This window comes from Alsobacter sp. SYSU BS001988, assembly GCF_054796215.1.
The window spans coordinates 122,894-137,095 of the sequence record NZ_JBTAMK010000011.1; the positions used below are offsets into that span (position 1 = coordinate 122,894).

Consider the following 14,202-nt stretch of genomic DNA (forward strand, 5'->3'; position numbering starts at 1 on the left):
GCTCGTCAGGTCACCTCCGGGCCGCTGCCCGCGACAAGGAGCGGCGGATGGTCTTGGAGGGAGACGGTTCTGAAGAAAGAGCCTGGGTCGCCCTTCCGCCGGCTGAAACCGTCCGGCGCGACAAGAGAGGATCGTCGGACACGCGGGATGCACGCGGTGCGCCGAAACGCCCGGCTTAGTCCGAGCGAACGCAGCCGTTTTCCCGCTTGGCAGCCGATCGTGAAGGTGAGCCAGATCACAAGGAGGGCGACAACCGTTGATTAAGATTACACGGCGGCACGGAAGCTCTCTCAGGTCTTTGTGCTGAAACGGCAGGCTACCCAAGGAGAATGTCATGGCGAGCATCCAGGGAGTCTATGTTGCGCTGTTCAACCGACCCGCCGATCCGGCAGGTCTTAAATTCTTCAGCGACGCCACGGGAGGCGGAAAAGATCTCACGAAAATCGGCGACCTCGCGTCAACAGCGGAATACCAGACGCGGTTTACGGGGCAGAGCGCCACTCAAATCGTCAACTCGATCTATAAAAGCCTGTACAACCGCGATGCCGAACCAAGTGGGCTCGCATTCTTCGTCGATGCTTTGACGTCGGGTCGTCAGACGATCAACACCATCGCCATCAACATCCTCGATGGGGCCCAGGGACCCGACAAGACGCTCATCGACCTTAAGGTGTCGGCCGCGGATTTGTTCACCAGCCACATCGACACCAGCGCCGAGATCGCGGCCTATAACGGCACCGCGGCCGCCGGCCTGGGGCGCGCGTTCCTCACCGCGGTGCTGACGACTCTGCCCTCGGTGACCCAGGTCGATGCGGCCATCGCCGGCATCGTGTCCGCCGCCGGCCCAGGCACGGGCGGAGTGCCCGGTCAGACCTTTACGCTGACGGGCGGAGCGGACAATTTCCTGCCGACCGCGACGAACGCGGCGTTCAAGACGACGGAGAACGACGACACCTTCCGCGCCAATGTGACGGCGAACACCCTCACATCCGCCGATAACATCGATGCCGGCGGCGGCAACGACACCCTCAATGCGCTCTACACGGTCCTGACCACCGCCAAGCCGGTGCTGACCAATCTCGAAAACGTGTTCGTTGAAGCGACCGGGAATACGGTTCAGCTTGATCTCGGCGACTCGACCGGCGTGTCCGTGCTGTGGAACAAGAGCTCGAGCACCGTATTGCAAGGCGTCGGCATGAAACTTGGCACGGACGCCGGGCTGACGGGCGGCATCACCGAGACTACGGTCTTCATCTATCCCGCTGCGACCGGAACCGAAGACAAAGCCACGCTGCGGGTGCGCGAGGCGACGTTCAACACGGCCAACAAGAGCGTGTTCATTGACAACATCGAGCTTTTCACCATTCAGCAATCGGATGATCCGGCGACGGCGGGCAATGTCTCCACCATCGCCGGGCTGCAAATCAACGCTGCGCGAACGCTGGACATCACGGGAGAAGGAACCCTCAATCTGGGTGGGGCGCAAACCCAGATCCCAAAGCTGACCACGGTTGACGCCTCGCATCACAAGGGCGACATGACTTTCAACGTCAACACCGCCGGATCGCCCCCGACCCAGCCCCTGACGATCCTGCCGTCGGCGGAGGGCGTCAACAGCATCACGCTGAAATTGGCCAACGCCTTGCCCGACACGATCAAATTCACCGCCGACAATGTCTCGACCGTCGGCAAGCTCACCACGGTCGCCAACTTCAACCAGAACGCTGAGGACAAGCTCGACCTGAAGGCCTTCGCGCTGGGCGCCGACACCACCGTCGGCACGACGGGCGCAACCCTGACCGGCGATACGGCCGGCTTCTTCACCGGCACGAACCGGGTGGTGCTCAATGACGCCACCGACAACGTCTATGTGGACGTCAACAAGGACGGCAACTTTAGCGCCACCACGGATCTGGCGGTCAGGATCACCGGCGTGACGGCGGCCGGCTTCACCGCGGCCGACCTCGTGCTGTGATCAACCACCCGCCTGACTGAGGCGTCGAGTGATAGCGGCGGGATCGGCTCTCGCAGCCGACCCCGCTGGGCAAGGTCGCCGCTAGGGCGCAGCGGTCTCCCGCGAAGCGGCCGCCACGCGGTCGGTGTACTGGCGCCGCATCAGCAAGAAAGGCAGCTCGATCGTCGTGTAGGACAGCCGCGCGAAAAGCAGGGTGATGGCGAGCACCATCAGGCCGTTGCCGATCAGCGCCGGCCCGCTCACGCCGCCGACCGCCCCACACGTCTTGAAGACGGCGTAGATGATCAGCGCATGCCACATATAAAAGGAAAAGCTCATCTCGCCGCCGGCGCGCAGCCAACGCCCGATGCGGGCCGGCCAAGCCGGGCGTCGCTCCACATAGGCCACGATGAAAAAGCCCCACAGCATGGCTTCGATCGTGCCGGCGATGACGCCCAGGGCCTGTTTGGGCTCAGCGGCCAGGAAGCTGACCCAGCGCGCCTGCGCCGCGCCGCCCGCCACCACCAGCGCGGTCGCCAGCGGCAGGAGCGCTCGACGCATCCCCATGCTGGACGGGGCGGATCCGGCCAGCATGGCGGCCGCCATGCCGATCAGGAACTGATCGAAGCGCCCGACCCAAGTGGAGTAGAGCATCAGCCGGCTGTTGTCAGTGGCGTAGTAGGCGGCCAGCTTGACGACCAGCAGGATGGCGATCAGCCGCGCCAAATAGCCGACGCCCTGCATCCTGGCGAACAGCGCCAGGAAGGGAAACACCAGATAGAAGCCAAATTCGACCGTGATGCTCCAGGCCGGGCCCGTGGCGAAATGCCAGGAGGTCGGCGGATCGCCGATATTGGTCACCACCAGATAGAGCAGGTCGGTCGCTTTGAAGCGATCGCGGCCAATCGAGATCGCCACCACAAAGATCACCACAAACAAGGGCGCGATGCGCAGCAGTCGATTGCGCAGGAACGAGCCATAGGCGATCGGTCCGCCCGCCAACGCGATCCGCATGAAGATGTAGCCGGACAGCACAAAAAACAGCGTGACGCCCGTATAACCGTCAGTGATCAATCCAAAGGCGGCGAGATGCGGCCAGGGCCGCCAGTCATTGGTGTAAAAATGAAAGAAATGAAAGAAAAACACCAACAAGGCCGCGAGCAAACGCAAGTGGTCGATTTCGGGGATATAGGCGACGTTGCGCGATTCCATCAAACATCCTGGTCGCTCGCCGGCGGCGCGGCGTCGGCGTCGGCGTCGGCGCGCAGCATCGTTTCCGCAAAGCGCGTCGCGATCTGTTTCCAGGAGTACAGCTCCTCCACCAAAGCGCGTGCGGCCTCCACCATCATGGACAGGCTGGCGTCGTCGCGCGCCGCCAGCCCGGCCAGCGCCTGCGCCAGACCGTCGTCCGCGGCGACGATGTAGTGGACCTCAGGCGCAATGGCGAGCCCGCGCGCCCCGAAGGCGGTCGAGATCACCGGCACGCCCGCCGCAAAATAGTCGAGCATTTTCAGATTCGTGCCCGAACCGAACCGCATCGGGTTCAAGGCGACGTCGGCGGCCGCCAGAAGATCGTCGCGCACGGTCTGATCGACCGGTCCGAGCAGATGGACATTGTCAGGGAGCTTGCGCTCTTTGAAGGGCAGGCAGGCGCTTCCCAGCACCACGAACCGCGTCTGGGGCGCCAACGGCGCCTCGCGGATGATGTCCTCCACCGCGGCCAGATTGGGGCCATGCCAACTGCCCATGAACAGCGCCGTTTGCAGCGGGCCCAGCCTGGCGCGCCGTTGAACGGCGCGGCGCTTATCCAACGGCGTGAAGGGGATATCGTCCAGCGCCACGCCGTTGGCCGCCTCGAGGCGGCGGGCGCGCGTCGGCCCGTACAACGAGGCGAGTTCATCAAGATCGCGCTCGGCGCAGGCGAACACCGTCGTCGCCGAGGTCCAGCAGGCCCGTTCGGCCTCACGCACCTCATCGAGCAGGCGCGCCGCCTCCGGGCGGTCCTGAAACAGGGCGGATTTCAGCGTGATCTCGACATCCTGCGCCTCATACCACAGCGGTCGGTCCGGGGCGACCTTCTGGATCGCGCCGACCAGATAGGGATGGCAGGCGATCACCGCGTCGCTGGTCATGGCCGAGAGTTCCAGCGCCTCCTCATAATCGCCGGAGAGCCCCGTCAACGCATAGGCGGCGATGTCGCCGATCGGAATGTGGCCGACGACATCGAAAATGTCGCGCTCCGCCTCGGCGTGGGCATGGCTGCGCGGCACGCAGATCTCCAGCAGGCCCGGGGCGATCTCGGTCTCGCTGCGCGCCTCGGTCGAGCCGGTCAGGCACACCAGATCGATATCGTAGAACTCCGCGAGGTTCTTATAGAAATGAAAGACGCGGGCCTGTCCGCCATTCATCGGCGGAAACACCCGAAAGGTGGTCGCCACCGTGAGCTTGGGCCGGCGCGCCCGAAGCCGCTGCGGCGCGGCGTCCGTCCGCAGCAGCCCGGCCGCGACGGCCTCCCAGCTCACCGGCTCCACCGCGCGCCGGGCGGCCTCGCCCATCTGGCGCGCCAGGTCGGGGTCCGTCGCCACGCGCGACAAAGCCTCACCCAAGGCCTGAGGCGTGGCCGCGCTCACCAACCCGGTCTCGCCATGGCGCACGAACTCGGTGGGCCCGCCGGCGTCGGCCGTGGTCAGCACCGCCTTGCCGCTCTTCATCGCCTCGACGGTGACCAGGCCGTAATCCTCGTCATAGGGCGTGAAGGGCACCGCCAGCGCGTCGGCGTAGAGGTCGGCCATGGCGGCGTCCGGCGCATGGCCCAAGAAGCGGATGCGCGGGTCTGACCCGGCCAGCGCCTCAAGCCGCTGCCGGTCCGGTCCGGTCCCGGCGATCAGCAGGGGAATCTCCTGCTGGACGCCGCGCATCGCCTCGATGATGAGGTCGACGCGCTTTGGCCGATCGAGCCGGCTGCTGGTGAAGAAATAGCGAAACGCGCCACCGTGATAGTCGTCACGATGCGGCGGCGGCCGCAGCACGTCCGGCGTCACGCCGGCGGGGAAATAGGATGCGCGGCGCCGCACCGTGTCGGAAATCGTGGCGTAACGGGCGATGCGCCGCGGCGACAGGCCGCCCGCGTCCAGGAAATGGATGATGCGGCGGATCAGCGGGCCCGGAAAGGCGAAGGCGCTGTCGGGCAGCCCGGCCGAGCGCAGCGCGTCCAGGCGCGCGAAAGCCTCGTCAATCTCGGCGTCGTCGGCCGCGCCGCCATAAGCTTCGACCTCGTCCATCCAGTCGAGAAGCGCGCGCACGGGCGGCAGCGCAAACACGGCGGGATCGCTCACGGCTTGCGCATAGGTGTCATAAAGCCCGCGCAGCCGATGCAGCATGTAGCAGATATGGCGCGGATGCTTGACCATCCAGGCCGGGTATTTGCCGGAGATGACGCAGTCATAGCCGCTGAGATCGAGCTCAGCGAAGGCGCGATACGACGCGATCAGGTCCCAGAACGACCGCTCCGAGCCCAACAGGGCGATGATGTCGCAGCGATGCGGCGTATGCCGCTCCAAATGGGTCTGCAGGCCCCACCACAGATTTTCAGCCCCGCCCAGGGCGAAGGGGACAGGATGGGGCGTGACGATGGCGATCTTCATGACGCCGCTCCAGGGGCGGACGCCGCCGCGACGGGAGCCTCGAGCGGCGTCACGCCCGCCAGCAGGCGCTCGATCACCGGATCCCAGCCGACGCCCATCGCCTGATAGCGCTCCAGGCCGCGCCGGCCCAACTCCGCCGCCGATGTGGCGGTCGCAAACACGCGGGCGAAGCCGTCGGCGATGGCGGCGGGGCTCGGTGCGACGACGAAGCCGGTCTCGCCGTCGCGGACGAACTCCAAGGGTCCGCCGGAATCCGTGCAGGTGATCACCGGCTTGGCCGACAGCATGGCTTCCAAGGTCACGTAGCCATAGTCCTCGTCAAGCGGGCCGAAAAACACCGCGGCGCAGCGCGCGTAAAGCGCCAGCATTTCGGCCCGGCTGACCGCGCCGACGAAGCGCACGCGGTCGCTCACGCCGCGTTGCTCGGCCAGCCTCTCCAGCTGCGGCCGCAGGCTCCCGGCCCCGGCGAAGATCGCCCCCATCCGGCCAAGGCCGCCGCCGCCTTCGCTCAGCGCTTCGATCAGCAGGTGCTGGCGTTTCAGCGTCTCCAGCCGGCTCGGCGCGAAGATGAAGGGCAGGGCGGGTTCGCAACGAAACTCCGCCGCATTGGCCGGGGGATGGTAGAGCGGTTCGGAGGCGACGCCAAGCGAGGCCATCAGCCGCTCCGACACGCGTTGGGCGATGGTGAAAACCGGGGCGCCGCCGCCCAGCGCCGCACGATCCGCCTGCTGGATCCGCCTCCGCAGCGTCTCGGTCTCCGCCGCCCCCGCGCGCCAGCCGTACGGGGTGCCGTAAAGATCGTAAGCCGGGCGATGCTGGTGCAACAGCCACACCCGCTTGGCCGGATGGCGCATGACATAGGCGGGGAATTTCAGGCCGATCAGGACGTCGAGCGAGCCGCCGCCATAGTCGGAGAAATCGACGGTCTCGCAGTGGTCGAGCGCCGCGCCGGCCGCCGCCGGCGGATCGAACCAAAACGGCAGCGAGATCTTGTGAACGGCGTGCCCGGCGCGATGCGTCGCCTCGATCAGCCCGTCGACGAGATACTCCGCCCCGCCATGAATGCCGGGCGTATGCACGGTGGCGATGCCCACCCTCATGCGCTGCGGTCCGCGACGCTCGGTTTTTGCGCATAGATGGCGTAGTCGGGGGGCTGCCGAAACCAGTCATTCACGTCGCTGGGCGCAAACCCCGATTCCGGCTGGCCGAGATCGCAGTCGGCGTCGGCGCGGATCACCCGCACCGCCTCATAGCCTCGCGCCTCTGCGACGAAGCGCAACAGGTCAGGCGGCAGCGGCTTGTTGTGCGTGGGGTCGTAGTGGAAGGTGCAGGCGCCCACCACCAAATTCTCCGGATTGGGGGTCTCAAACAGCACGACCCCGCCAGGCTTCAGGGCCCGCAACGCCCCGTCAAACAGCCTGACCAATTGGGCGAAGCTGAGATGTTCGACGATATGGAAACCGGTGACGGCCCCCAGCGATCCTTCTTCAAGCCGCTCCAGATAGGCGATGGCGTCGCCGGCCACCACGTCATGGCCAAGGGCTTGCGCCGCCTCGACCATGGCGACGTTGAGATCGACGCCGCGCGCCGCGACGCCGCAGCCGGCGAGCTGCGTCAGCCATTCGCCGCGCCCGCAGCCAATGTCCAAGACGACGCCGGCAGATGACACGGCGGCGTTTTGCGTGAACAGCGGCAGGTAGCGTTGCGCCCGGCGGGCGATCTCCTCGGTCGGACCGCGGAAGCGGTTTTCAAAGCCGAGATAGAGGCTGTCGAGCGCATGATCCTCAAGGCTGTCCAGGATGGCGCTGGCGCGCACCTGGCCGGGGGCGCCGGCCCGCAGCGCCTCGGTCAACTGGCGCAACTGGCGCGCCTCTTCGGCCAGAAGGCGCCGGCCCGCCCTGGCGTCGCTGGCGTCGCGGCTGGCGCTGGCTGCGGCCGCCTGCGACCGGTCGAGCGCGGTCTGCGACCGATCCATCGCCAGCTTGGATTGCACCCGCGCCGCCGCCGCCTCGCGATTGGCCTCATCCAGCCGGGTTTCGAATTCGACCAGGCTTTTGCGCAGCGCCGTCAGCGAGGCGTTGACGCCCGCCACCAGCTCCAGATGCTTGACGGACAGGTCGGCGAGACGCCGGTCGGTCGCCGGCTGCACGACGAGCGGCATCAGCGGCGCGAACAGGCGCCCGACGCCGGGCAGGCCGGCGAGACGGTCGAGCACGGTCGCCGGCGTCAGCCATTTGATCGTCACGCCATGCGCCCGGCCCTCGGCCGACCGGCGCAGCGCGCCCAGCACCCTGACGCGGCTGATATGGCCGGCGCGCAACGCCGGCATATTATAGGAGCGGCCGACCTCGTCGATCTCCCGGCCGAGCACGATGCGGTAGGCCTGGCGCAGGAAGGTTTCTTCGTCGAAGCCGCCGAACTCTTCGATGCGGTAGACGCGCCGGGCCGGATCGAGACCGGCCTCCTCGGCCGGCTGGATCAGCGGAATGGCCGAGGGCGAGTGCCGGGCGCGGCTCTTCGGCGGCTCCTGGCTGGCCGCCGGGCGCGCCTCTTCGCCCAGGGCCGCGCGCACGCGGCGCAAGATCGCGTCGATCCCGTCGCTCTCGCCTGCCGACAGATGATCCATGCTGATAAGGCCTCCTGGCGCATTCGCCTGTTGGCTGTAGCGCTCACGCAGCCTTGAGGCAACTGAGCCCGCCTTATGTCCCCAGCCGATTGCCGTGGCCCGGTCCCGCGAGCCGCAAGCTTCAGCCTGTGATGGCAGCCGCCGGAGCGCGTGAGGGGCGGCCGCAGGCCATGGTGGGCACAGGCCCGCCGATCCGATTGACAGGCGAGGACCGGCTGTCAAACAGGCGAACCGACCCTACATGAAACCAGTCCCCCGCAACCCCAAGGAACGCCGATGACGACGCCGATGACCGTCACCTCCCGCCGCCGGTTTGGCGCTTTGATCGCTTGCACGCTCGCCGCCCTCGCGGCGAGCCCTCTCAGCGCCGCCGAACTCGGCGGCGCCTACGCCGTCGAGGGCCAGAACGCCGGCGATCAGCGCGTCTATCGCGGCGACCTCACCATCACCCCCATGGGCCGCACCTATCGGGTGGTCTGGCGCATCGGCGCTGGCGAGAATGTCGGCACCGGCATCGTGCAAAACGACATGCTGGCGGTGGTCTATGTCCAGCAGGGCAAAGCCGGGCTGGCGCTTTACGAGGTCCGCCCCGACGGCGTCCTGTCGGGAACCTGGACGATCCACGGCACCCAGGGCGTCGGCTCGGAAATCCTGACGCCCAAGAACCGGACCTGAGCTGAAGTCGGTCGCCCGACCTCGCGGCCCTGACCGGGACCAGACGCGACGGCGATCCGCGGCCGGCCCAAAGGACGGCTTACAGCACGCCCAGCTGGCGCCAGAGCGGCAGTTTCTCAGAAAGGAACGCTTCGACATCGGCGCGCACCGCCTGCTGGCGCTCCCCTGGATCGGTGATCGGCTGGCCCTCCTTCATATAATTCATGCCCAGACGCTGCAGCGAATTAATCACATGCGTGGTCAGGCTCTCGGCGGAGGGCGTCGCGGGCGCGGATTGGCTGGCCGGGTCAGCGGCGGGCGCTGCGTCCGGACGAGCGCCCGATTGCAGCAGGGCCGCCAGGATCAACAGCTCGCTATGCGGAACCTGCAGACCGGAGCCGGCCAGGGGCGCGGCGAGGAAGCCATAGGCCCGGCCCTGCAGCATCTTGGCCGCGATCACCCGGTTGAGGCGCTGGGCCGGGCGGACATCCACGGCGGCGGCGGCGCCGGATCCCCTGTCCTCAAGAACGGGGGCAGGCAGCGCCTGTCCGCTATGGACCAAAAGGCTGACCGCCTGCAAGGCGGCGCTGGCGCCGCCCTGGCGCAGGGCCGGCAAGGCGGCGATCTCGGCGAAACTCGCGGGCCCCTGCGCCAGCAAATCCGCCACCGCGCCATAAATTTCGGCGTTGCCGTCCAGTTCGCCGACCGGGCTGGCGAATTTGAACGAGATCTTGGTCCGCGGCGTCGCCAGGGCGAACCGCATTGACGCCAGCATGGCGTTGTGTTCGCTGGGGTTGGGCGTCAGCGTTCCGCGGACGTAGAGGTCGCGGCGAAACTGCTTGTTCGAGGCGATGTCGCGCAGGGTCTCCTTGAACACCGGATCAGTTTCGGCGGCGATGCGGGCCCGTACGCCCTCCGGCACCGCAAGCCCATCGATGTTTTCGAGGATGGTGGCCGAGCCGACGAAGTCGAGCTTGGCGCGGCCGAACATGGCAGCCACATCGGCGACGTGGAAAATGAACCAGTTCGCGTTCAGATACTCGTGGGCCAAATAGTTCTTGTCGAGCTTCGCCATCTGCTCCAGCCGCGTCTGCAGATGGGGATTGGCCTTGAAGTAGGCCGCGCCTTCGCCCAACAGCGCCTTCGCCAGCTCCAGCCCTGAGCCGGTCTGCAGATCGGAGCGGCCAGCGTGGCGCTTGGCGTTCTCGCGCATCAGGCGCTGCAGCGGCAGCACCGGGGCCCAGCCCGGCATGGAATTATACGAGACGTAGAGCAAGCCGCCCGGCCGCAAGCGCTTGCGGGCGATCTCGACGATGGCCTCCTGCGCGTCGACCGACACCCAGGTCAGGATGCCGTGCAGCACGATGAGATCGAGGTCGTGCTGGCCCTCTTGCGCCTCCCGGGCCAGGTCCTGGAAGCTGGCCTCGCGCAGCGTCACATTGGCGAGCGCCGCCTCGTCGGCCAGGCCCCGGGCGTGCGCCACATGCATCGGGTTGAAATCGACGCCCTCAAACTGCGTCGCCGGATTGGCGGCGGCGTTGATCAAAAAGCCAAGCCCCATGCCGAAGCCGAGTTCGAGCACCCGTTGAGGCCGCAGCGCCAAGCCCGGACTCTTGCCCACGCAGACGGCCGCGAAGGCGATATGGGCCGGCGTGGTCTCGCGGTAGAAACCCAGCGAATAGGGAATATCGGCGACGTAGCCTTCGGTCCAAGCGCTCATGCGGGATCCTTGACGTGAGAAGCCGGCAGTAGCCGACAGCTATACAGCCGCGCACCCTCAATGGGAACACTAGCGAGCGCAACCGGCCTCATCCACGCGGAATCGAAGACCCCGTTTCACCCAGAGGCCCGCGTTTGCGCGCGGGGCCAAGAAGCATGGCGTCGCCTGAAATCCCGGGGATCCCGGAGCAGTACCAGTAGGTCGCCTATCTGGCGGGACTGATCGCCGCCGTGTTCACGGGCCTGAAAGCCCTGGCGGCGGGCACAAGGCGGCCGAGACCCAGCAGCACACAACAGTCGTGTTCTTCGCCGGTGGCCCCTTCATCGACCTGAAGCCCATCCGGGAGCTGAATGAGCACCTGCCGCATCTGGTCTCGCACACGGCGGCCGCCACCATACGAGAAGCAATGCGCGAGCTGAGAAGCGCCGAGTTCAAGAGCGACATGCCGCGTCGCCAGAGATGAGCTTTCGGCACTAGGCCGGTTCGAGGCCCGCATGGTGCGGGCATATGAAAAAGACGATGGCAGTACGCCCGGACGGCCTTCGCTGAGCTCGCCCAGGCTTCTGTCTGTGACTCCGTTTGCGCCCCTCTGACTCGCCCGCCCGGCACACGTCGCGGCGGGCTTTTTGTTTCAGGGTCTCACAAACGAAAATGGGCCGGTCACGAGGACCGGCCCACCTTCAGTTCAGATCAGACGAGATCAGGACAGGATGAAGTCAGCAGCCGAAAGGTCAGCAGTTGCAACGCCAGCCAGCTTGACCGCGAGGTCGGTGCCAGCGTTGAAGTTGCCGTCCTTGTTCACGTCGACGTAGAGAACCTTCGTGGTGTCGTTGAACACAGCGCGGTTCGTACCAGTGAAGAAGCCGCCGATGTCGCCGGCAACCGCAACCGTCGTCGTACCAACTGTCGTGTCGGCTCCGAGGTTGAACGCCTTGAGATCGAGCTTATCTTCGGCAACCGCGTCGAAGCCGGTCACCGTCGTCATTTTGTTGATCGTCGACACGTTCGCCGCCGTGAACACGACCGTGTCCACGTTAGTGTTAGTGCCCAAGGTGATCGCGTTCGTACCAGCCGCAGAGGCCAACACAGTCACGCCGGCAGTCGACGTGGAAAGGTCGACGGTGAGATCGCCCTTATGCGCCGAAGCGTCGAACTTGGTGATGTCCTTGAGGTCACCGCCAGCGCCGACCGTGAGGTTACCCTCACCAGTGACATTGATGGTGCTCGTGCCCGTAACGGTGAGCTTGGTAATCGTCGCGTCGTTCGTGCTTGTCGACGCCAGATCAACCTGGTTGATGGTGACCGTTTCGAGCTTCTGAGCCACTCCGCCAACAGCATTGGCCGAGAGGGTCACGTCAGCTGCGGTCGCTTCACGGATGACCAGCTTCACGTTGTCGGTCGCACTAGTCGCGCCCGAAAACTTGAATGTGACAGCACCGGTGTCATTGCCGTTCAGGCCAGCGGCAGTCGACAACTTCATGTTGTCTACCGTCAAAGCGCCAGAAGAGGCGTTATCCCAAATGGCAGTCGCGCCCGTGGTGTCGCCCGCGTCGTAGGTTACAGTGGCAGTAGTCTTCAGGTTGATGGTCTCCACATTCGAGACCACCGGCTTGACGGTCGCGGCAGCCGTGAAGCTGGCATTCAACGTATCGTTGCCCGCGCCACCATCGATCGTGTCGACCGTTTGGAGAGAATCCGCAACCGCGTCCGCGCGGAACGTGTCATCACCAGCAGTCGTCTGGTTAGCAGTCACGCTGTTCGTCGGCGTGAAGGTGTCTCCAGCCGCCCCAGCGGCGCTCGCCTGCAGCGTGAACGTCTGACCAGCCGTGCCGCCGCCCGTGGAGGACTGCGTCACGATGCCGGCGATGGCAGCGTCAACAGCCGCGTCGGTCGGAGCAGTGGTCGAGATCGGAGCAAGGAAAGCGCGGCCGGAAGCGGCAGCGTTATCACCCGAGTACGCGACGATCTCGGTGCCGAGGTCGACGTGCGCGGTGAAGGTGTTCGCGGCAGCGATCTTCGTGTCGGAGACGGTCTTGTCAGCGCCCTGGGCGCCGTCAAGGATGTTGATCGCGATGTTGTTGATGTTCATCTTGCCGGTGGCAAGCTGGTTCGCGAAGAAGGTCAGGCCGGGGCCGTCCGCATCGCGGTTGAACAGGCTCTTGTAGATCGAGTTGATGATCTGCGAGGGGCTCTGGCCCTTGAAGCGGTTCTGGTACTCGGGGGTCGCGGCCAGATCGCCGACTGCGGTCAGGTTCGCGCCGTTCTGGGTCACGCCATTGAAATAGGCGAGGCCAAGCGGGTCAGCGGGGCGGCCGAACAGGGCGACGTATACGCCTTGGATAGTTGCCATTGGGTGATGTCCTTTATCTCTTCAAAGCTGCACCGCTTCGGTCGCTGTCGACTCGGACCAGAGCAGGTGGATGAAACTCATACAGCGATCCCCATACCCTGCAAACTGAAAAATCGCGCTTTCCGCCGAATTTCTGATCTGTGATCCCGCTGCAACACTCAATGTTGTATGACCTTAACGCTCTGATAACACTTATAGAAATTCGAAAAAACCTGGGGCTAAGCTGTTCGTTTCCAAGTTAAAAGATTGCATTCAGTGATTATAGCGTTTGGTAAGCGCAACAAACTCGAGAGGTAGGCTGAGTCCCTCGTAACCCGAGCTGATTTTTGCTTCATCGGAGCAGATAAAATCCTACTTGGAGCTATCTTATTAGAGCGGGTCGTTCACTCGCAAAACCGAGGCGATCGCAGCGCCCTTTACGCACAAGTTCGTTTTCAGCGTTCATGATTTCGCCCGTCGACCTCTGCTTAGCCGATGTCTGGAAGCCGCCAGCACATTCGAGCAGTGGAGGACCCCTTCCACCACGTGTGCATGATGGGTCGCCAGGCGATCACGAAGCGCCGGGACAGCCGGTCTAAATCCGGACCAACGCAGCCATGGTTGAGGGTGAATTGTCCGAGGTACAAGCGGCGATGACCCTCCGCGTCCCGCCACCCTGGACCGTCCACGCGCGTCCGGGCGCTAATGCGTCGCCGACGGGAATGGCGCCTAGCTGGCCTACGTCTACACGAACCGAGGAGCAAACGCGGGCGGCCACACGAGGCCGCAGGCCGGAGCGGTGGCGGCGAGGATCGAGCGCGGCTGCGGGGGCGCGGCGCGAGCGCCGGAGCACGTCACCCAGCCACGGGAGCGGGCCTTCTCATCAGCCTCCGGATTGTCCTCCCTTGCGTCGTGATTAGAGCTTCGGGGCTGGCGACTCGGGCGTTTCGAAGCTGCAAACTCATCCAGACTAACCAGCAGCGTTTGGCGGTATATTCCAAGACAACGCATCTATAAACGTCTGGCGGACTCTATATTCTTCTCAGTTCTTTACAGAAAGCGATTCGTTGACGACTATAAAATCTGCTTACAAACGACGTCATTTTAACTGTAGCCTTGATTCGTTGGCCGCGCGTCGGCTGCGAATCGTTGACGAAACCCAACAAATTTAATTAGAAATTAACACGGTCGCCATCGGGCCGTTGTCGCACATGAACGCTGGACCTGCAGAACAGGCCGAATCCGGACGGATTCGGTCCGCGGCTTCGCGCGTTT

9 protein-coding genes are annotated in these 14,202 nt (G+C 65.2%); 3 read left to right on the forward strand and 6 right to left on the reverse strand.

Features of this window, described 5'->3' with window-relative positions; all coding sequences use genetic code 11:
- Positions 1-334: 334 nt before the first annotated feature.
- On the forward strand, positions 335-1,975 hold the full coding sequence (locus tag ACYVO7_RS18570) for a DUF4214 domain-containing protein (RefSeq protein ID WP_460451303.1): 1,641 nt from the start codon (positions 335-337) through the stop codon (positions 1,973-1,975).
- Positions 1,976-2,056: 81 nt separating this feature from the next.
- Here ACYVO7_RS18570 and ACYVO7_RS18575 read toward each other — a convergent pair whose 3' ends face one another.
- Genes ACYVO7_RS18575 through ACYVO7_RS18590 form a run of 4 tightly spaced genes read right to left on the reverse strand, consistent with a single transcriptional unit; the run spans position 2,057 to position 8,446 of the window.
- A complete protein-coding gene (locus tag ACYVO7_RS18575; protein ID WP_460451304.1) occupies positions 2,057-3,166 on the reverse strand; it encodes an acyltransferase family protein in 1,110 nt (369 codons plus the stop codon).
- The gene (locus ACYVO7_RS18580) at positions 3,166-5,598 is read right to left on the reverse strand and encodes a glycosyltransferase family 4 protein (protein WP_460451305.1); all 2,433 of its coding nucleotides are present in this window, start codon (positions 5,596-5,598) and stop codon (positions 3,166-3,168) included. Before ACYVO7_RS18580 ends, ACYVO7_RS18575 begins: the two co-directional genes overlap by 1 nt.
- Positions 5,595-6,698 (reverse strand): glycosyltransferase family 4 protein, encoded by a 1,104-nt coding sequence (locus tag ACYVO7_RS18585; protein WP_460451306.1) that lies wholly within the window; start codon positions 6,696-6,698, stop codon positions 5,595-5,597. Before ACYVO7_RS18585 ends, ACYVO7_RS18580 begins: the two co-directional genes overlap by 4 nt.
- Positions 6,695-8,446 (reverse strand): class I SAM-dependent methyltransferase, encoded by a 1,752-nt coding sequence (locus tag ACYVO7_RS18590; protein ID WP_460451307.1) that lies wholly within the window; start codon positions 8,444-8,446, stop codon positions 6,695-6,697. The genes ACYVO7_RS18585 and ACYVO7_RS18590 overlap by 4 nt, the downstream gene beginning before the upstream one ends.
- 54 nt (positions 8,447-8,500) lie before the next feature.
- Here ACYVO7_RS18590 and ACYVO7_RS18595 point away from each other — a divergent pair, with 54 nt between their 5' ends.
- Positions 8,501-8,899 carry a hypothetical protein gene (locus ACYVO7_RS18595; RefSeq protein WP_460451308.1) on the forward strand — a complete coding sequence of 133 codons (399 nt, stop codon included), beginning with the start codon at positions 8,501-8,503 and terminating at the stop codon, positions 8,897-8,899.
- A 79-nt stretch (positions 8,900-8,978) separates the two neighbouring features.
- Here the strand turns inward: ACYVO7_RS18595 and ACYVO7_RS18600 are convergent, their stop codons facing one another.
- On the reverse strand, positions 8,979-10,598 hold the full coding sequence (locus ACYVO7_RS18600) for a class I SAM-dependent methyltransferase (protein WP_460451309.1): 1,620 nt from the start codon (positions 10,596-10,598) through the stop codon (positions 8,979-8,981).
- 298 nt (positions 10,599-10,896) lie between these two features.
- Here ACYVO7_RS18600 and ACYVO7_RS18605 point away from each other — a divergent pair, with 298 nt between their 5' ends.
- Positions 10,897-11,061, forward strand: coding sequence for a hypothetical protein (locus ACYVO7_RS18605; RefSeq protein ID WP_460451310.1), 165 nt, complete (start codon positions 10,897-10,899; stop codon positions 11,059-11,061).
- Between the two features lie 237 nt (positions 11,062-11,298).
- On the opposite strand, the gene ACYVO7_RS18610 is transcribed toward ACYVO7_RS18605, so the two are convergent.
- Positions 11,299-12,948 carry a DUF4214 domain-containing protein gene (locus ACYVO7_RS18610; protein WP_460451311.1) on the reverse strand — a complete coding sequence of 550 codons (1,650 nt, stop codon included), beginning with the start codon at positions 12,946-12,948 and terminating at the stop codon, positions 11,299-11,301.
- Positions 12,949-14,202 lie beyond the last annotated feature (1,254 nt).

Coding starts and splice junctions, on each gene's coding strand:
- ACYVO7_RS18570 (WP_460451303.1), top strand. CDS start 335: ATGGCGAGCATCCAGGGAGTCTATGTTGCGCTGTTCAACCGACCCGCC.
- ACYVO7_RS18575 (WP_460451304.1), bottom strand. CDS start 3,166: ATGGAATCGCGCAACGTCGCCTATATCCCCGAAATCGACCACTTGCGT.
- ACYVO7_RS18580 (WP_460451305.1), bottom strand. CDS start 5,598: ATGAAGATCGCCATCGTCACGCCCCATCCTGTCCCCTTCGCCCTGGGC.
- ACYVO7_RS18585 (WP_460451306.1), bottom strand. CDS start 6,698: ATGAGGGTGGGCATCGCCACCGTGCATACGCCCGGCATTCATGGCGGG.
- ACYVO7_RS18595 (WP_460451308.1), top strand. CDS start 8,501: ATGACGACGCCGATGACCGTCACCTCCCGCCGCCGGTTTGGCGCTTTG.
- ACYVO7_RS18600 (WP_460451309.1), bottom strand. CDS start 10,598: ATGAGCGCTTGGACCGAAGGCTACGTCGCCGATATTCCCTATTCGCTG.
- ACYVO7_RS18610 (WP_460451311.1), bottom strand. CDS start 12,948: ATGGCAACTATCCAAGGCGTATACGTCGCCCTGTTCGGCCGCCCCGCT.